The sequence below is a fragment of the Bacillus rhizoplanae genome (genome assembly GCF_917563915.1).
In the GTDB taxonomy this organism is placed as follows: Bacteria; Bacillota; Bacilli; order Bacillales; family Bacillaceae_G; genus Bacillus_A; species Bacillus_A rhizoplanae.
Window position 1 is genome coordinate 234,428 of sequence record NZ_CAKJTI010000001.1, and the last position, 18,188, is coordinate 252,615.

The window sequence follows — 18,188 nt, forward strand, 5'->3', positions numbered from 1 at the left end:
CATTGTCATTTATGATATAATAGAAAGAGAAGAGCGGCATGCATAACATGCCGTTCTTTATGTTACATAGGGGGATCGTACATGAAAAATAGTAAAGTTATTAAACTACAAGATCGTGTACCAAAATTAAAAAATCAAAAGAAGAAGAAACAGGTAAATAAACGATTAATTTTATATGTATCGATTTTATTTTTATTGGTGCTTTTTTTAATTTATTTTCGATCTCCGCTTAGCAATATAAAGAAAATTACGGTTCACGGCAATCACTATATGACAGATGAACAAATAATGGAGCAAGCAGGCATTACACATGCAACAAGCTATTTTCGTGTAATGACACAGCAAGCAGAAACAAATTTAAAGAAGCAAAAAGAGATTAAAGAGGCTCATGTAAAGAAAAAATTTCCAAATCAAATTGTTATCGATGTTGAGGAATATGTGACAATTGGCTACATTAATAAAGAAGGAAAACTGTATCCGCTTTTAGAAAATGGAAAATCACTAGATGCTCTTTCGAATGGGAAATTGCCAATTGCTGCCCCGATTTTCGTTCCATTTGAAGAAAAGAAAATGAAAGAATTGATTGCTGAATTAGAAAAATTAACACCAACTGTTCTTCGGTCTATTTCTGAAATTCATTACAAGCCAACAGATTTGTACGCAGATCATCTTACATTATATATGAATGAGGGATATGAAGTAAGTACAGTAATTCAAGATTTTGCAAAACGAATGGAAGCTTATCCTCTTATTATTAAAAACTTATCACCAGATAAAAAGGCAATTATTCATTTGGAAGTAGGGGCATATACGGAATATGTGAATTAATCAATAAGGGATTAATAAAGCAGCTATTTTAACTGTAAAATAGTTTTTTCAAAGAGATATAGGAATTCACTCTTAGAAAATATGTAATTAAGTCATATTTTTCTCTATTTTCTTTTTCAAGATAATCTTAGCTGCAAGTTTAGCTTTTCTAGGAGTACATCTTGGTGTAGACTTATACTTGGCAGCAATCTTTGTAGTCGGATAAGGTTGTTTCAAAATATAGCAGTGATTTGCATCTTACTGTTAGAAAAATGAAAGAATGCCAAACAAAAATAAGAAAAATATAGTGTTAAAAAAGGGAAACACATAAATACGTTGAATATTTTTCTTATAACATAGTAAAACAACGATTGTTGTTCCATATATTGAATTTTGTGGTATAAATAAAGAAGGAGGTGCCAAAGAATGAACAGCAATGAAATATACGTTAGTCTTGACATCGGTACATCCAATGTTAAAGTTATTATTGGCGAGATGGTCAATGACGCTTTAAACATTATTGGTGTTGGAAATGTAAAGTCAAATGGTTTAAAAAAAGGCTCCATTGTTGACATAGATGAGACTGTGCAATCGATTAAAAAGGCGATTGAACAAGCAGAACGCATGGTAGGGATACACATTGAACGCGTTGTTGTGGGTGTAAACGCAAATCAAGTACAGCTTCTTCCTTGTCATGGAGTAGTCGCTGTTTCAAATGAAGATCGTGAAATCGGAAACGAAGATGTGCTTCGTGTACTTGATGCAGCGCAAGTTGTGTCAATTGCACCAGAGCGTGAATTTATTGATGTGGTACCTCGACAGTTTATCGTAGACGGTCTTGATGAAATTAATGATCCGCGCGGAATGATTGGTGTACGTTTAGAAATGGAAGGCACATTAATTACAGGCTCGAGAACATTGTTACATAATTTACTTCGATGTGTAGAAAAAGCGGGTCTTGAAATAATTGATATTTGCCTTCAACCATTAGCAGCATCAACGGTTGCTTTGTCAAGTGATGAGAAAAATCGAGGTGTTGCTCTCGTTGACATCGGTGGAGGTTCAACAACGTTATCAATTTTCCAAGATGGAGAATTACAAACAGCAAGCATATTACCGATTGGCGGAGATCATATTACAAAAGATATAGCCATTGGATTGAAAACATCAACGGAAAATGCCGACCAAATTAAACTAAAATATGGACATGCTTTTTATGATACGGCATCTGAGGAAGAGTTATTTACTGTTTCAATTATGGGCAGTGATCAAACAGAGCAATATTCTCAAGTAGAGTTAGCAGATATCATTGAAGCTCGTGTAGAGGAAATTCTTATGTTTGTACAAGATGAGGTGCAAAAACTTGGTTTGAAACAGTTACCGGCTGGTTATGTACTTACTGGTGGTGTTGTTTCTATGTCAGGTATTCTTGATCTTGCCTACGATATTCTACATCAAAATGTTCGTATTGCAACGCCAGATTATATAGGTGTACGTGAACCGCAATATACGATTGGTGTTGGACTTATTAAAAATGCCTATCAAAAAGCTAAGTTACGAGGAAAAAGTGTTCAGGAGAAGCAAGAAAGTTATGAATTACAACATGCACCAGTACCTGCTGCAGTGCAACAACCTGTAAAACAAAAGCCGCGTAATAGCAATAACAATAACAATAATAATAATGAACGAATGATGTCAAAAGTGAAGCGTGTATTCCGATATTTATGGGATTAGATTTGAGCGCGAAAAATGAGGTTCTAGGGGGATTTCGACATGTTAGAGTTTGATACTACTCAAGATCAATTAGCAAATATAAAAGTTATCGGTGTTGGCGGTGGCGGAAACAATGCTGTCAATCGTATGATTGAGCATGGTGTACAAGGTGTAGACTTTATTGCAGTAAACACAGATGCACAAGCTTTAAATCTATCAAAAGCTGAAACAAGAATGCAAATCGGTGGAAAATTAACGCGCGGACTTGGTGCTGGTGCAAACCCTGAGGTAGGGAAAAAAGCCGCTGAAGAAAGTAAAGAACAAATCCAAGAAGCACTTCGTGGGGCGGATATGGTTTTCGTAACAGCTGGTATGGGCGGAGGAACTGGGACTGGTGCAGCTCCAGTTATTGCACAAGTTGCAAAGGAGCTAGGAGCACTAACAGTTGGTGTTGTAACACGTCCATTTACATTTGAAGGTCGTAAGCGTGCAACGCAAGCTGCGTCTGGTATCGCATCGTTTAAAGAAAATGTAGATACATTAATCGTAATTCCCAATGACCGTTTACTAGAAATCGTTGATAAAAATACACCGATGCTTGAAGCGTTCCGTGAGGCTGATAATGTATTGCGCCAAGGTGTTCAAGGTATTTCTGATTTAATTGCTACACCAGGTCTCATTAACTTAGACTTTGCAGATGTAAAAACAATTATGTCTAACAAAGGTTCTGCATTAATGGGTATTGGTGTGGGGACTGGTGAAAACCGCGCTGCGGAAGCTGCAAAACGTGCAATTTCTAGTCCATTGCTAGAAACATCTATTGATGGTGCACAAGGTGTTATTATGAATATTACAGGTGGCACAAACCTAAGCTTATATGAAGTACAAGAAGCAGCAGATATTGTAGCTTCAGCTTCAGACCAAGAAGTAAATATGATTTTTGGTTCTGTAATTAATGAGAGTTTAAAAGATGAAATTGTTGTAACTGTAATTGCAACAGGTTTTGATGATAGCATTTCAATGCAGCCACCAAAGCCAATTATTCGTCCTACAGCGACTACTAAAAATGTGCAACAGCCAGTACAACCAGTTAAACAACGTGAAATAAAGCGTGAAGTGAAACGCGAAGAGCCGGTTGTAAATGAGCGTAGTGCAGACGTAGACGACATTGACATTCCAGCATTTTTACGTAACCGTCGCAGACGATAATTGAATTGAAATTTTATCGCGACTAATAGTCAGTTAAATATCTTGATTTTTAAATAAAAAAGAAGGCCTTTTTAGGCCTTCTTTTTTATGTCTACATAATCTTTTCCTTCTAGCTAAAAGGACTATTTGGTAGTTTTTAAACATGACAAATTATGCCTGAAAGCTTCAAAATAACAAAAAATCCCTTCCGTGAATTGACACACTTTTCCATAGGATATGCATTATACTAGTCTAAACTTTATAAAAAAGAGGTGAACCGTTTGGTTGTTTACGCCGATATTATTTGGTTATTAAACGTCTGCATTGATTTCCTTTTACTTTTATTAACAGCAATTGTTTTAAAGCGAAAAGTAAAAAGATGGAGACTTGTACTGGGCGCATGTATCGGTTCAACAATTGTTATTTTTGTATTCACACCGTTAGCATCTGTGATGACACATCCTGTAATGAAATTATTATATTCATTCCTCATTGTTTATACTGCATTTGGTTTTATTCGTTTTCGGACATTTCTACAGACCGTTTTAACGTTTTATTTTGTGACATTTATGGTAGGAGGCGGCCTTGTTGGAACACATTTTTTTCTTCAAACAAATGACATGGTGAATGGACTTATTTCTACAAAATCCATTTCATATGGTGATCCTGTAAGTTGGGTGTTTGTTATGATTGGCTTTCCGATTATGTACTATTTTTCTAAAAAGAGAATTGCAGATGTAGAAGTGACAAAAATCCATTATGAGCAAATTGTGAAAGTAGATATCAAAATTGATATAAATGATATTCAACTAGATGGATTGATTGATAGTGGAAATCAATTGTATGACCCGCTTACAAAAACACCAGTTATGATTATACATGTTTCTTCTTTAGAACATGTGCTTCCAAAGTGGCTAATAGAACAAGTTCAAATGAAAACAACAATTCCATATATACCAGATGAAGAATCACAGTGGGCAACACGTTTGAGGTTAATTCCTTATCGTGCTGTAGGTGTTAATCAACAATTTTTGTGGGCAATTAAACCTGACATTGTACGAGTTTATCATGAAGGTACTACAGTTACCGTAAATAAAGTATTAATTGGTTTGAATACACAGCAACTATCAGCAAATGGTGAGTATCAATGTATTTTACATCCAAAAATGTTATTGTCTCACAAAGTGACAATTGCTTAATGAAAAAAGGAGGGATTTTATGTTGAAATTAAAATTTCGTTTAACTTATCTTTGGTATAAATTATTACTAAAACTTGGAATTAAGACCGATGAAATTTATTATATCGGTGGAAGTGAAGCGTTACCACCTCCATTAACGAAAGAAGAAGAAGAAATATTGCTGAAAAAACTGCCAAAGGGAGATGAAACAGCGCGATCGCTTTTAATTGAACGCAATTTACGTCTTGTTGTATACATTGCTAGGAAATTTGAAAATACAGGAATTAATATTGAAGACCTGATTAGTATTGGAACCATTGGTTTAATCAAAGCGGTTAATACATTTAATCCGGAAAAGAAAATTAAACTTGCAACATATGCTTCAAGGTGTATTGAAAATGAAATTTTGATGCATTTGCGACGAAATAATAAAAATCGTTCAGAAGTATCATTTGATGAGCCTCTTAATATTGATTGGGATGGAAATGAACTATTGCTATCAGATGTTCTTGGAACGGATGAAGATATTATTACAAAAGATTTGGAAGCAACTGTTGACCGCCACTTACTTATGAAAGCATTGCATCAATTAAATGATCGAGAGAAGCAAATTATGGAACTTCGTTTTGGATTAGATGGCGGAGAAGAAAAAACGCAAAAGGATGTTGCGGATATGCTTGGTATCTCACAGTCTTATATTTCGCGTTTAGAAAAACGGATTATTAAAAGGCTTCGTAAAGAATTTAACAAAATGGTATGAAGTTAAGCATTCTCTAACGAATATTTTTTACTTGAGGCGCTTGGTCGATTGCTTTTTTATAAGTAATTTAAGTTTCATTTTAGAAAAGAAAACGTTTCATTTAGTAATGCGGGATAAATGAATATATGCATAAAATTCCCTCCAAAGGAGATACTTTACACTGTACAGCAACTCCCGATAGGAGGGAACACTTTGACGAGAAACAAAGTAGAAATTTGCGGTGTTGATACATCTAAACTTCCAGTATTAAAAAATGAGGAAATGCGACAGTTATTTCGAGAAATGCAAAGCGGTGATATAAGCGCAAGGGAGAAACTAGTAAACGGAAACTTACGTCTTGTACTGAGCGTCATCCAAAGATTTAACAACAGAGGGGAGTTTGTTGATGATTTATTTCAAGTTGGCTGCATTGGACTTATGAAATCCATTGATAACTTTGACTTAAGCCAAAATGTTAAATTTTCAACATATGCTGTACCCATGATTATTGGAGAAATCCGAAGATATTTGCGTGATAATAACCCAATACGCGTCTCGCGTTCATTGCGTGATATTGCGTATAAAGCATTGCAAGTACGAGAAAAGCTTATTGCTGAAAATTCGAAAGAGCCAACAGCGATGGATATAGCAAAAGTACTTGATGTAACGCACGAAGAAATTGTGTTTGCGCTTGATGCGATTCAAGATCCAGTTTCATTATTTGAGCCAATATACAATGATGGTGGAGATCCGATTTTTGTGATGGATCAGTTAAGTGATGATAAACAAAGGGACGAGCAATGGGTCGAAGAACTAGCATTAAAAGAGGGAATGAAGCGATTAAATGAACGAGAAAAGATGATTATTCGCAAGCGTTTCTTTCAAGGAAAAACACAAATGGAAGTAGCGGAGGAAATTGGGATTTCTCAAGCGCAAGTGTCACGTCTTGAAAAATCAGCAATTAAACAAATGAATAAAACAATTCAAGGCTAAGGTCTCATCATTTATGATGAGATCTTTTAAAGTTTTGAAGAGAGATTCTGCTCATAGGAAGAATGGTGGGTTCATATAATGGCTATAAAGATAAGATTTTGTACGTGAAGGGTATATTCCTTACTGCTGGAAGTTTCACTTTATGCATTGAGGTGGAATTATAATTGTCAGTTAAGTATGAAACAAAGGAGAGGATGGCAATGATACGTATTTCAGAATTTCAAATGAAGGATGTTGTCGATGTGTCAGACGGAAAGAAACTTGGAAATATTGGAGATATCGATATTGATATGAAGACGGGAAAAATTCAAGCAGTTATTATTACAAAACAAGGGAAAATGCTAGGTTTATTTGGAAAAGAAGAAGAGTTTGTAATTCCTTGGAAACAAATTGTAAAAATAGGAGAAGATGTTATCTTAGTTCGAGCGGATCATATTAATAAAATAACAGAAACAATACAAACACCGACAATTTCTTAAAAAATATTACAAATTCCTTTTTTTTTTATGTTGTCATTATGGAAAAATAAAAGTATGGTAAAATAGACAAGAAGTACCATACTTTTTATGTTATTTTATTATAAGGAGCCTTTTTATGAGAGAACCATTTACATATAAGGACGGTATGTTATATTTACATGTTTGGGAAAAACTTGGACCCATCATAGCTGGATTTACTACAAAAGAAGGTGGAGTGAGCACCGGACCGTTTCATACAATGAATCTAGGGCTACACGTCCATGACAAAGTGGAAGATGTTCATGAAAATCGGCGTCTTTTAGCAGAAAAGTTACATGTTTCATTAGAAAAGTGGATTTGTTCTGAACAGGTTCATGACTATCATGTTGCAAAAGTAGGAAAGCAAGAGAAGGGAAAAGGAGTCTTTTCCTATAAAGATGGTATCCCGAATACAGATGGCATATATACGACAGATACAGACGTGTTATTAACATCTTGTTATGCGGATTGTGTTCCATTATATTTTTATTCGCCATCTTATAAAATGCTTGGACTTGCACATGCTGGCTGGAAAGGAACCGTAAAAGGAATTGCGAGTGAAATGATTAGAAAGTGGAAAGACGAAGGGATACCGCTTGATGATATACATGTTGCCATCGGTCCGTCTATTGGTGCGTGTTGTTACGTTGTGGATGAACGTGTGTTATCTGCGGCTAAACAAGTGATTCATAGTTCTGTTCCATATGAAGTGATTTCTGATGGACAGTATGCAATTGATTTAAAAGAAATAAATCGTTTGCTCTGTTTGCAAGCTGGGATTAAGGAAGAGCATATTGCCATGTCCTCTCTTTGTACAAGCTGTGAAACGCAATTATTTTTCTCACATCGCCGCGATCATGGAAAGACGGGAAGAATGCTTAGCTTTATCGGTTTTAAGGAGGAGTGAAAGCAGTGACAGTACAAGGAAATTTAACATATGTTCAACAAGAAGTTGAACAAGCATGCCAACGAGTGAATAGATCTTTAGATGAAATTACACTTGTTGCTGTTACCAAAACAGTAGGTATTGAAAAAACAAGTGAGGTGTTGCAAGCTGGGCTTGTGCACCTTGGTGAAAATCGTAATGAAGGCTTGTTACAGAAATATGAGTATTTCGGAAACAAAGCGACGTGGCATTTTATCGGTTCATTGCAATCTAGAAAAGTAAAAGAGATTATAAATGAGATTGATTATTTACATTCACTTGATCGTCTTTCACTTGCAAAAGAAATTCAAAAACGAGCAACTAAATTAATTCGCTGCTTTGTACAAGTGAAAACTTCCGAGGAAGAGTCCAAACAAGGGATAGCTATAGATGAAACGATTAAGTTTATTCGCAATTTACAGCAATTTGATAAAATTGAAGTTGTTGGACTTATGACAATGGCACCTTACACGGATGATGAAATGCAAATTCGTAGTTGTTTTCAAATGTTGCGTAAACTGCAAAAGCAAGTACAAGATTTACACTTATCACATGCTCCGTGTACGGAGTTATCGATGGGAATGTCAAATGATTATACAATTGCAATTGAAGAAGGCGCTACATTTATTCGTTTGGGAACGATTTTAGTAGGAAAAGAATAGAAGGAAGGAGAATTTTATTATGAGTTGGTCAAAAGTAAAGTATTTCTTTTTTGACACACCAGAAGAGCGAGAAGCGCATTATGCTTATGAAAAGGAGCAAAATGAAATGAAAAAACAGCAGGAACCAGAACAGGATATTCCGCTTACAAAAGTACAACCGAAACAAAACGTGGTAAGTATTGAAAAAGCAAAACACCCTTCAAAAGTTGTTTTATTAGAGCCGCGTACGTATTCAGAGGCACAAGGCATTGCTGATCATTTAAAAGGTCGCCGTGCGGTTGTGATTAATTTACAGCGCATGTCTACAGATCAAGCATTACGTATCGTTGACTTTCTAAGCGGCACTGTATATGCAATCAGCGGAGACATTCAAAAATTAGGTCCAAAAACATTTATATGTACACCGGATAATGTAGATATTGTTGGAGCAATTTCTGAATTGTTCGGTGAAGAGGAAGATACAAATATAAAGAGGTGGTAGTGCGCTATGCTGATGATTTTACAAATTTTGCTCTATGTAATAAAAATTTATTCTTGGGCGCTTATTATCTATATCCTACTATCTTGGTTTCCGGGAGCAAGAGAATCAACATTCGGAGAATTTTTAGCACGAATTTGTGAGCCGTATTTGGAACCGTTTCGCCGTTTTATCCCGCCAATTGGAATGATTGATATTTCACCAATTGTAGCAATTATTGTACTAAATTTAGCTAGTTCAGGATTGATACGCGTATTTGAATTTTTTGTGAGGTAAGAGGATATATATACATGAGCATCTATGAACATTTTAGATCTGAAGAAACAGTTTTCGTTGATAAAGTGTTAGAATGGAAGCAAGCGGCAGAGGAAAATCATCAAGTGAAACTTACTGATTTTCTTGACCCACGTGAACAGCAAATTGTTTCTATGATTGTTGGACATCAAGGAGATGCTGCGTTTCAATTCTATGGAGTTACTCCGAGTGCAGAAAGAAAGCGGGCATTAATTTATCCAAATTATCTTATGCCGAATGAGGAAGAGTTTCAAGTAGAAGTATTAGAAATTGACTATCCTTCTAAATTTTATACACTGGAACATCGTCAAATATTAGGAGCATTTATGTCTCTTGGATTAAAGAGAGAAAAATGCGGAGATATTTGGCTCCAGCAAAATCGTGCCCAAATAGTAGTTGCAAAAGAAGTTGTTTCGTACATAGGAATGAATTTACAATCAATTGGAAGAACAAAAGTGTCTTTAGCACCTGTCTCATCTGATCATGTGTTACATATGAAAGAACAGTGGGATGAAAAATCGGGGACAGTTTCGGCGCTTCGATTAGATGTATTAATAGCGGAAATGTTTCATATATCTCGTCAAAAAGCACAGCCGTTTATTAAAAATGGTCTTGTGAAAGTGAATTGGAAAGTAGTTGAGCAATCTGCGTATGACTGCTTTCCAGGAGATGTATTTTCTGTCAGAGGTTATGGCAGGAGTAAATTACTCACCGTTGATGGAAAAACAAAACGCGATAAATGGAGAATTTTGTATGGAATCTTAAAATGATTTCTTTTTTTAGAAGGAAAATCTCCCATTTTGTCGAAGAAAAGATATAATTAAAAAAAGGAAATTTTAGATAACCTACTTGGAGGTGGCGTTTGTGCCGTTAACACCGTTAGATATTCATAATAAAGAATTTAGTCGTGGCTTTCGCGGCTATGATGAGGATCAAGTAAATGAATTTCTTGATCAAGTCATTAAAGATTATGAATTAGTGATTCGTGAGAAGAAAGCGTTAGAAGAAAAAGTCGCACAACTAGAAGGAAAATTAGAACATTTCTCCAATATTGAAGATACATTAAATAAATCTATTGTTATAGCGCAAGAAGCAGCAGAAGAAGTAAAACGTAATGCACAAAAAGAAGCAAAGTTAATTGTTCGTGAAGCAGAGAAAAATGCGGACCGTATTATTAACGAAGCGTTAGTAAAATCAAGAAAAGTGGCATTTGACATTGAAGAATTGAAAAAGCAAGCAAAAGTGTTCCGTACACGTTTCCGTATGCTAATAGAAGCACAGCTTGAAATGCTAAACAATGATGATTGGGACAAGCTAATTGAGTTAGAAGAAGAAGTAGATGAACTTCTTAAGAAAGAAGAAACAGTGTAAGCTTGACGTTTTTCTCATTATTACATATAATTCTATACAACATAATTTTTTAGAAAAACGAAGATAGGGATAAGTACTTTTTTCATACCTTATATAGCGAACTGAGGACGGTGGAAGCTCAGAATAAGGAGAGAATGGGAATATCACCCTGGAGTTCCTCGCTGAATAATAAAGTAAGCGCAGGCGTGTATTCGCGTTAAGAATATAAAGAGGATTGCTATATGTAGTAGTCTACTAGGGTGGTACCGCGGGAGACCTTCTCGTCCCTTTTTTGGGGGATGAGAAGGTCTCTTTTTTATTCCATTTATTTAGAAAAAATGCCTTTCTTTTATATATTTAAGGAGGAGTTAAGCATGGAGTACAAAGATACATTATTAATGCCAAAAACAGAATTTCCAATGCGTGGAAATTTACCGAAACGTGAGCCTGTAATGCAAGAAAAATGGGCTGAAATGAACATTTATGAAAAAGTACAAGAATGTACAAAGGGGCGTCCCCTATTTGTACTACATGACGGACCTCCATATGCGAATGGTGACATTCATATGGGACATGCGTTAAATAAAGTGTTAAAAGATTTTATTGTTCGTTACAAATCAATGACTGGATACTGTGCACCATATGTACCGGGATGGGATACACATGGTTTGCCAATTGAACAAGCTTTAACAAATAAAGGCGTTAAACGTAAAGAAATGACAGTTGCTGAGTTCCGTAAACTTTGTGAAGAATACGCATACGAGCAAGTAAGCCGTCAGCGTGAGCAATTTAAACGTTTAGGTGTACGTGGTGATTGGGATAATCCATACATTACATTAAAGCCAGCGTACGAAGCACAGCAAATTAAAGTATTTGGTGAAATGGCGAAAAAGGGCTACATCTATAAAGGACAAAAACCTGTTTACTGGTCTCCGACAAGTGAATCTGCATTAGCAGAAGCGGAAATAGAATATAAAGATAAAAAATCTGCATCTATTTACGTAGCATTCCCTGTTAAAGATGGAAAAAATGTTTTAGAAGGCGACGAGAAGTTCATTATTTGGACAACAACACCTTGGACATTGCCAGCTAACTTAGGTATTTCTGTTCATCCAGAACTTGAATATAGCATTGTAAAAGTAGATGATGCAAAATATATCATTGCTTCTGAGCTATTTGAAGCAGTTTCAAAAACATTAGAGTGGGAAAACACAGAAGTTGTTAAAACAGTAAAAGGTAGCGAACTTGAGTATACAGTGGCTAAGCATCCATTTTATGACCGTGATTCTCTTGTTATGCTTGGTGAACACGTTACAACAGATGCTGGTACAGGTTGTGTACATACAGCACCAGGACACGGGGAAGATGACTTCCTTGTTGGGAAACAATATGGGTTAGAAGTTCTTTGTCCAGTTGATGATAAAGGTGTATTAACAAGTGAAGCGCCTGGATTTGAAGGGTTATTCTACGATAAAGCAAATAAACCAATCACGGAAAAATTAGAAGAGGTTGGTGCATTATTAAAATTAACATTTATTACGCATTCTTATCCACACGACTGGAGAACGAAACAACCAATTATTTTCCGTGCAACTGCACAATGGTTTGCATCTATTGAAGCGTTCCGCAGTGAATTATTACAAGCTGTAGAGGAAACAAAATGGGTACCAGCTTGGGGGGAAACGCGCCTTCATAACATGGTGCGTGACCGCGGTGACTGGTGTATTTCTCGTCAACGTGCGTGGGGTGTTCCGATTCCTGTATTCTATGCAGAAAACGGTGATCCAATTATTACAGATGAAACGATTAATCATGTAGCAGCGTTATTCCGTGAACATGGTTCGAACGTATGGTTTGAACGTGAAGCGAAAGATTTATTACCAGAAGGTTTTACACATCCATCTAGCCCAAATGGCGAATTCCGTAAAGAAACAGACATTATGGATGTATGGTTTGATTCGGGTTCTTCTCATCAAGCTGTATTAGAAGAGCGTGATGATCTGCAGCGTCCAGCTGATTTATATTTAGAAGGATCTGACCAATATCGCGGTTGGTTTAACTCTTCATTATCAACAGCAGTTGCGGTAACGGGTAAAGCACCGTATAAAGGTGTCTTAAGTCACGGCTTCGTACTTGATGGTGAAGGTCGCAAAATGAGTAAGTCTATCGGAAATATTGTTGTACCGAAGAAAATTATGGACCAATTAGGCGGCGATATTTTACGTTTATGGGTATCATCAGTTGATTATCAATCGGATGTACGTATTTCTGATGATATCTTAAAACAAGTAGCAGAAGTATATCGTAAAATTCGTAATACATTCCGCTTCTTATTAGGAAACTTAGCTGACTTTGATCCAAGTAAAGATGTGGTACCTGCTGCAGAACTTCGTGAAGTAGACCGCTACATGTTAGTGAAATTAAATGACTTAATTACAAAAGTAAAAGATGCTTATGAAACGTATGAATTTGCAGCTGTATATCATGCGATTCATAACTTCTGTACAATTGATTTAAGTTCATTCTATTTAGATTTTGCAAAAGATATTTTATATATCGAAGCAGAAAATAATCACGATCGCCGTGCAATTCAAACGGTATTGTATGATGTTCTTGTTGCGTTAACAAAACTTGTAACGCCAATTTTACCTCATACAGCGGATGAAGTATGGCCATATATTCCTGGTGTAGTAGAAGCAAGCGTTCAGTTAACTGATATGCCAGAAGCTGTAGAAGTAGAAGGTGCGGAAGAGTTAAAAGTAAAATGGGATGCATTTATGACACTTCGCGATGATGTATTAAAAGCGTTAGAAGTGGCACGTAATGCAAAAACGATTGGTAAATCGTTAAATGCGAGCATTACCCTATTCCCAACTGCAGAAATGAAACAAATGTTAGAGTCTATTAGCGAAGATTTAAAACAATTATTTATTGTTTCTGAATATCATCTTGGTGGAACAATGGAAGAAGCGCCAGCTGATGCACCGAAATATGAACATACAGCTGTCGTTGTAACACAAGCAACGGGTGAAACGTGTGAACGTTGCTGGGTTGTTTCTGAAACAGTAGGAAGTAATGCAGACCATCCAACGTTATGTAAACGCTGCGGAGAAGTTGTAAAAGAACATTATGTAAAATAATAAAATGAGGAAAATCGACTGCCTTGTAAGCAGTCGATTTTTTTCTTCCTTGGAAGGAAAAATGTGTGTGCGGTAATCGTGTGCTTTTCGGATAAACTAACGATACATTCCAGCCGGGAGGGACGCGCTTGTGACTGACACATACATGGAGATTCAAGAAGAGCTACAATTAATGCAACGAGAACTACAGGAGCGATTAGCAAAAGAAGAGACGTATACGTATGATGTAGAATTTGGAGAGGAGTTTCTAGGTATAGCCAAAATAGATGTGAAAAATAAATTATTATTGCATGATATGAGAGAAGATTTAAAAGATGTCGAGCGAGCACTTTTGAAAATGGAAATAGGCATGTATGGAATTTGTGAAGAAACCGGACAAAGAATGACACTTAGACAATTGAAAGGTATGCCAACAGCACGTACAGTTCATGAATGTTTCTATGAAAAAGTAAAAACGATTTAAAGACAACAATATTATATTACCTAATTCATTTTATTTTATGCTCCTTTACGATGCTTCATTGTGAAAACATAGCAGCTATGCTAAAATTTTGAGGTACACTGTCATTGTGGGGGAAACGAAAATGATATATTATTTAATAGCATTATTTGTGATTGCCATTGATCAAGTATCAAAATGGATTATCGTGAAGGAAATGGATTTAGGTGAGAGCATTCCGATTATTGATAATGTGCTGTATATAACGTCTCACCGTAATACCGGGGCTGCATGGGGCATTTTAGAAAATAGAATGTGGTTCTTTTATGTTATCACAGTCATCTTTGTTATTTTTATTGTGATTTATATGCAAAAATATGCAAAGACAGACAAGCTTCTCGGCATTTCGCTTGGACTTATTCTAGGCGGAGCAATTGGTAATTTTATTGATCGTGTATTCCGAAAAGAAGTTGTTGATTTTATTCATACGTATATTTTCTCATACAACTTCCCGGTATTTAACATTGCAGATTCGGCATTATGTGTTGGTGTTATGTTAATTATTATTCAAACATTACTAGAAGGAAAGAAAACAAAGGAGTAAATAATGAGCGAAGTAGTACAAGTAACAGTTACAGAAGAGCAAAAAAACGAACGGATTGATAAATTTGTTGCAGGGGTGAACAGTGAATGGTCTCGTTCACAAGTGCAACAATGGATTAAAGATGGTGTTGTAACCGTAAACGGAAAGGACATCAAAGGGAACTATAAGGTAAAAACAAATGACGGAATTACAGTTACTATTCCAGAACCAGAGTCATTAGATATTCTTCCAGAAGATATGAATTTAGATATTTATTATGAGGATAGTGATGTACTTGTCGTAAACAAGCCGCGTGGTATGGTTGTACACCCCGCGCCAGGGCATACGAGCGGTACGTTAGTAAATGGTTTAATGTATCACTGTAAAGATTTATCGGGTATTAACGGTGTAATGCGCCCAGGAATTGTGCACCGCATTGATAAAGATACGTCTGGATTATTGATGGTGGCAAAAAATGATATGGCACATGAAGCACTTGTAAATCAGCTTGTGGCAAAAACAGTAACAAGACGCTATCAAGCGATTGTTCATGGAGTTATTCCGCATGATAAAGGAACCGTTGATGCGCCGATTGGACGTGATAAACAAGATCGTCAAAGTATGACTGTTGAGGAAAAGGGAAAACATGCTGTAACTCATTTCCGTGTATTAGAACGTTTTAATAATTTCACTCATGTGGAATGTCAACTAGAAACAGGTCGTACGCATCAAATTCGTGTACATATGAAATATATTGGGTACCCGCTTGCAGGTGACCCGAAATATGGTCCAAAGAAAACGTTTGATATAAATGGTCAAGCATTACATGCGGGTATTTTAGGCTTCGTTCACCCGCGTACAGGTGAATATTTAGAATTTGAAGCACCAGTTCCACAAATTTTTGTAGATCTTTTAGATGAGTTGCGAAAATAATATTGACAATCGTTATAAAAACTGCCATAATAACAGCAGTTGAATAAGTCCTTTAACACAGCCCCGTGAGGTTGAGAAGGTAACGGTTTGAAATACGTAGGGTACGTATACCCTTTTTCAAAAAATCCTCTCGCACACGACGAGAGGATTTTTTTATACCATTCCTCTCACGCAAGAAAAAAGCTTGGAGGTGAAGAGCATGAAAGAAAAAGCAGTGGTACTAGATGATCAAATGATTCGCCGCGCTTTAACACGCATTAGTCATGAAATTGTAGAACGCAATAAGGGTGTTGAAAATTGTGTTCTAGTTGGGATTAAAACACGTGGTATTTTTATCGCACAGCGTTTAGCAGAACGAATTAGTCAAATTGAAGGAAAAGAGATGGCAGTTGGTGAATTAGACATTACATTATATCGTGATGACTTGACACTGCAATCTAAAAATAAAGAACCGCTTGTAAAAGGTTCGGATATTCCGGTTGATATTACGAATAAAAAAGTTATCCTTGTTGATGATGTATTATATACAGGAAGAACTGTGCGAGCTGCAATGGATGCTCTAATGGATATTGGAAGACCATCGCAAATTCAGTTAGCTGTTCTTGTAGATAGAGGTCACCGTGAACTACCAATTCGCGCTGATTATGTAGGAAAAAACATTCCAACATCAAGCGAAGAACGCATTGAAGTAGGACTTCAAGAAACAGACAAACAAGATCGAGTAAGCATATACGAAAAATAAAGCCCTTTTAAATGTAGTCCTGTGAGGCTGCCAAAGGGTCTTGGCTTTCATATGTCTAATTTGACATACGAAAGTATAAGACTCTTTGTGCATAGGGCGCAAAGAGTTTTTTTATTGCAAGTTTTCAACATTGGAGGAGGATATAATAATGGAACAAAAGCCAGTGTTAGACATTCATGAAGTACCGAAACCAGGAAAATGGTTACTGTTAAGCATACAGCATTTATTCGCTATGTTTGGAGCGACAGTGCTTGTTCCATTTTTAACAGGATTAAGCCCAGCAGTTGCTTTAATCTCGAGTGGGCTAGGAACGTTAGCATTTCTGTTAATCACGAAAGGGCAAGTTCCAGCTTACCTTGGATCATCATTTGCATTCATTGCACCGATTATTACAGCAAAAGCAGCAGGCGGCCCAGGAGCAGCAATGCTTGGCGGAATGATGGCAGGACTTGTCTATATGTTGATTGCACTTGCGATTAAAAAATCTGGATCTAATTGGATTATGAATCTCTTGCCCCCAATCGTAGTTGGTCCAGTTGTTATGGTAATTGGACTTGGGCTTGCACATACAGCAGTAGATATGGCAATGAATAATGCAGATGGAAAATATAGCTTTACACACTTTTCAGTTGCACTTGTCACATTAGCAATTACAATCATCTGCTCAATCTTTGGAAGAGGATTCTTAAGCATCATACCAGTTTTAATAGGAATCATAGGCGGTTATACCTTTGCTTACGTCCAAGGCTTAGTCGATTTGAAACCAGTAATAGAAGCGAAATGGTTTGATGTACCGGATTTCGTAGTACCATTTGTCACATATACACCAGAATTTTCGTGGAAAATAGTATTAGTAATGGTACCTGTTGCAATCGTTACAGTTTCAGAACATATTGGACATCAAATTGTACTTGGAAATGTCATAAATAAAGACTTAATTGAAAAGCCAGGCTTACACCGCTCTATTATGGGAGATGGAATTGCAACATTCATTGCTTCAACAATTGGAGGACCGCCAAATACGACGTACGGTGAAAATATTGGAGTGCTTGCAATTACAAGAGCATACAGCGTATATTTATTCGTTGGATCAGCAATATTGGCAATCATGTTCGGATTTATTGGTAAAATTTCAGCTCTTATTCATTCGATCCCAACACCAGTTATGGGCGGAGTTTCAATCTTACTATTCGGTGTTATCGCATCAAGCGGTTTACGCATGATGGTAGATGAGAAAACAGATTTTGGGGATAAACGAAACTTAGTAATAGCATCAGTCATACTTGTAATTGGCATCGGCGGTGCAGTGCTTCATATCGGTCAATCATTCCAAGTAGAAGGCATGGCTCTTGCAGCAATTGTAGGGGTAATCCTAAACTTAGTACTACCTAAACTGAAACAAAAACAACAACAATCAAAGAACATTGCTTCATAAAAACAACCTTTTAATTCAGTCCTGTGAGACCGAAAAGGGTGTGTAATTTGTTACACCCTAGTCTCACATGACTAGGGTATTTTTATGCAGTT

General features: G+C 36.4%; 19 protein-coding genes, 1 pseudogene and 1 other annotated feature. All 20 genes and pseudogenes read left to right on the forward strand.

Features of this window, described 5'->3' with window-relative positions; all coding sequences use genetic code 11:
- The first annotated feature begins 81 nt into the window (after nucleotides 1–81).
- Entirely contained in the window at nucleotides 82–828 is a 747-nt protein-coding gene (locus LRP84_RS01290) for a cell division protein FtsQ/DivIB (RefSeq protein ID WP_230573418.1), read from the forward strand.
- Nucleotides 829–931: 103 nt separating this feature from the next.
- A pseudogene (locus LRP84_RS01295) lies at nucleotides 932–1,083 on the forward strand (DUF1290 domain-containing protein); the annotation flags it as partial.
- A 150-nt stretch (nucleotides 1,084–1,233) separates the two neighbouring features.
- Nucleotides 1,234–2,541 (forward strand): cell division protein FtsA, encoded by a 1,308-nt coding sequence (gene ftsA / locus LRP84_RS01300; protein ID WP_230573419.1) that lies wholly within the window; start codon nucleotides 1,234–1,236, stop codon nucleotides 2,539–2,541.
- A gap of 39 nt (nucleotides 2,542–2,580) precedes the next feature.
- Nucleotides 2,581–3,729 carry a cell division protein FtsZ gene (gene ftsZ / locus LRP84_RS01305; RefSeq protein WP_230573420.1) on the forward strand — a complete coding sequence of 383 codons (1,149 nt, stop codon included), beginning with the start codon at nucleotides 2,581–2,583 and terminating at the stop codon, nucleotides 3,727–3,729.
- Nucleotides 3,730–3,989: 260 nt separating this feature from the next.
- Entirely contained in the window at nucleotides 3,990–4,907 is a 918-nt protein-coding gene (spoIIGA, locus tag LRP84_RS01310) for a sigma-E processing peptidase SpoIIGA (protein ID WP_230573421.1), read from the forward strand.
- 19 nt (nucleotides 4,908–4,926) lie between these two features.
- On the forward strand, nucleotides 4,927–5,646 hold the full coding sequence (gene sigE / locus LRP84_RS01315) for an RNA polymerase sporulation sigma factor SigE (protein ID WP_230573422.1): 720 nt from the start codon (nucleotides 4,927–4,929) through the stop codon (nucleotides 5,644–5,646).
- 192 nt (nucleotides 5,647–5,838) lie between these two features.
- Nucleotides 5,839–6,618 carry an RNA polymerase sporulation sigma factor SigG gene (gene sigG / locus LRP84_RS01320; protein ID WP_098305550.1) on the forward strand — a complete coding sequence of 260 codons (780 nt, stop codon included), beginning with the start codon at nucleotides 5,839–5,841 and terminating at the stop codon, nucleotides 6,616–6,618.
- Between the two features lie 200 nt (nucleotides 6,619–6,818).
- The gene (locus LRP84_RS01325) at nucleotides 6,819–7,097 is read left to right on the forward strand and encodes a YlmC/YmxH family sporulation protein (protein ID WP_098305548.1); all 279 of its coding nucleotides are present in this window, start codon (nucleotides 6,819–6,821) and stop codon (nucleotides 7,095–7,097) included.
- Nucleotides 7,098–7,212: 115 nt separating this feature from the next.
- Nucleotides 7,213–8,022 carry a peptidoglycan editing factor PgeF gene (gene pgeF / locus LRP84_RS01330; protein WP_230573423.1) on the forward strand — a complete coding sequence of 270 codons (810 nt, stop codon included), beginning with the start codon at nucleotides 7,213–7,215 and terminating at the stop codon, nucleotides 8,020–8,022.
- 5 nt (nucleotides 8,023–8,027) lie between these two features.
- Nucleotides 8,028–8,702 (forward strand): YggS family pyridoxal phosphate-dependent enzyme, encoded by a 675-nt coding sequence (locus LRP84_RS01335; protein WP_230573424.1) that lies wholly within the window; start codon nucleotides 8,028–8,030, stop codon nucleotides 8,700–8,702.
- Between the two features lie 19 nt (nucleotides 8,703–8,721).
- Nucleotides 8,722–9,183: a cell division protein SepF gene (locus LRP84_RS01340; protein ID WP_230573425.1), complete on the forward strand. Its 462-nt coding sequence runs from the start codon at nucleotides 8,722–8,724 to the stop codon at nucleotides 9,181–9,183.
- A gap of 6 nt (nucleotides 9,184–9,189) precedes the next feature.
- On the forward strand, nucleotides 9,190–9,456 hold the full coding sequence (locus LRP84_RS01345) for a YggT family protein (RefSeq protein ID WP_098305540.1): 267 nt from the start codon (nucleotides 9,190–9,192) through the stop codon (nucleotides 9,454–9,456).
- A 14-nt stretch (nucleotides 9,457–9,470) separates the two neighbouring features.
- Nucleotides 9,471–10,244, forward strand: a complete 774-nt coding sequence (locus tag LRP84_RS01350; RefSeq protein ID WP_230573426.1) for a YlmH family RNA-binding protein — start codon at nucleotides 9,471–9,473, stop codon at nucleotides 10,242–10,244.
- 94 nt (nucleotides 10,245–10,338) lie between these two features.
- A complete protein-coding gene (gene divIVA, locus LRP84_RS01355) occupies nucleotides 10,339–10,845 on the forward strand; it encodes a septum site-determining protein DivIVA (protein WP_230573427.1) in 507 nt (168 codons plus the stop codon).
- Between the two features lie 51 nt (nucleotides 10,846–10,896).
- Nucleotides 10,897–11,116: a binding site (T-box leader), on the forward strand.
- Between the two features lie 82 nt (nucleotides 11,117–11,198).
- The gene (gene ileS, locus LRP84_RS01360) at nucleotides 11,199–13,964 is read left to right on the forward strand and encodes an isoleucine--tRNA ligase (RefSeq protein ID WP_230573428.1); all 2,766 of its coding nucleotides are present in this window, start codon (nucleotides 11,199–11,201) and stop codon (nucleotides 13,962–13,964) included.
- 130 nt (nucleotides 13,965–14,094) lie between these two features.
- Entirely contained in the window at nucleotides 14,095–14,427 is a 333-nt protein-coding gene (locus tag LRP84_RS01365; protein ID WP_230573429.1) for a TraR/DksA C4-type zinc finger protein, read from the forward strand.
- A 121-nt stretch (nucleotides 14,428–14,548) separates the two neighbouring features.
- Nucleotides 14,549–15,007 carry a signal peptidase II gene (gene lspA, locus LRP84_RS01370; protein ID WP_230573430.1) on the forward strand — a complete coding sequence of 153 codons (459 nt, stop codon included), beginning with the start codon at nucleotides 14,549–14,551 and terminating at the stop codon, nucleotides 15,005–15,007.
- 3 nt (nucleotides 15,008–15,010) lie between these two features.
- The gene (locus LRP84_RS01375) at nucleotides 15,011–15,919 is read left to right on the forward strand and encodes an RluA family pseudouridine synthase (protein WP_230573431.1); all 909 of its coding nucleotides are present in this window, start codon (nucleotides 15,011–15,013) and stop codon (nucleotides 15,917–15,919) included.
- Nucleotides 15,920–16,118: 199 nt separating this feature from the next.
- Nucleotides 16,119–16,661 (forward strand): bifunctional pyrimidine operon transcriptional regulator/uracil phosphoribosyltransferase, encoded by a 543-nt coding sequence (gene pyrR, locus LRP84_RS01380; protein ID WP_098305526.1) that lies wholly within the window; start codon nucleotides 16,119–16,121, stop codon nucleotides 16,659–16,661.
- A 148-nt stretch (nucleotides 16,662–16,809) separates the two neighbouring features.
- Nucleotides 16,810–18,096: a solute carrier family 23 protein gene (locus LRP84_RS01385; RefSeq protein ID WP_230573432.1), complete on the forward strand. Its 1,287-nt coding sequence runs from the start codon at nucleotides 16,810–16,812 to the stop codon at nucleotides 18,094–18,096.
- The last annotated feature ends 92 nt before the right edge of the window (nucleotides 18,097–18,188 follow it).

What these genes read in the sequence shown, in the direction of transcription:
- pgeF (WP_230573423.1), top strand. Translation starts at nt 7,213, where the DNA reads ATGAGAGAACCATTTACATATAAGGACGGTATGTTATATTTACATGTT.
- LRP84_RS01375 (WP_230573431.1), top strand. Translation starts at nt 15,011, where the DNA reads ATGAGCGAAGTAGTACAAGTAACAGTTACAGAAGAGCAAAAAAACGAA.
- LRP84_RS01290 (WP_230573418.1), top strand. Translation starts at nt 82, where the DNA reads ATGAAAAATAGTAAAGTTATTAAACTACAAGATCGTGTACCAAAATTA.
- LRP84_RS01350 (WP_230573426.1), top strand. Translation starts at nt 9,471, where the DNA reads ATGAGCATCTATGAACATTTTAGATCTGAAGAAACAGTTTTCGTTGAT.
- pyrR (WP_098305526.1), top strand. Translation starts at nt 16,119, where the DNA reads ATGAAAGAAAAAGCAGTGGTACTAGATGATCAAATGATTCGCCGCGCT.
- LRP84_RS01340 (WP_230573425.1), top strand. Translation starts at nt 8,722, where the DNA reads ATGAGTTGGTCAAAAGTAAAGTATTTCTTTTTTGACACACCAGAAGAG.
- ftsA (WP_230573419.1), top strand. Translation starts at nt 1,234, where the DNA reads ATGAACAGCAATGAAATATACGTTAGTCTTGACATCGGTACATCCAAT.
- ileS (WP_230573428.1), top strand. Translation starts at nt 11,199, where the DNA reads ATGGAGTACAAAGATACATTATTAATGCCAAAAACAGAATTTCCAATG.
- ftsZ (WP_230573420.1), top strand. Translation starts at nt 2,581, where the DNA reads ATGTTAGAGTTTGATACTACTCAAGATCAATTAGCAAATATAAAAGTT.
- sigE (WP_230573422.1), top strand. Translation starts at nt 4,927, where the DNA reads ATGTTGAAATTAAAATTTCGTTTAACTTATCTTTGGTATAAATTATTA.
- LRP84_RS01345 (WP_098305540.1), top strand. Translation starts at nt 9,190, where the DNA reads ATGCTGATGATTTTACAAATTTTGCTCTATGTAATAAAAATTTATTCT.
- LRP84_RS01385 (WP_230573432.1), top strand. Translation starts at nt 16,810, where the DNA reads ATGGAACAAAAGCCAGTGTTAGACATTCATGAAGTACCGAAACCAGGA.
- lspA (WP_230573430.1), top strand. Translation starts at nt 14,549, where the DNA reads ATGATATATTATTTAATAGCATTATTTGTGATTGCCATTGATCAAGTA.
- LRP84_RS01325 (WP_098305548.1), top strand. Translation starts at nt 6,819, where the DNA reads ATGATACGTATTTCAGAATTTCAAATGAAGGATGTTGTCGATGTGTCA.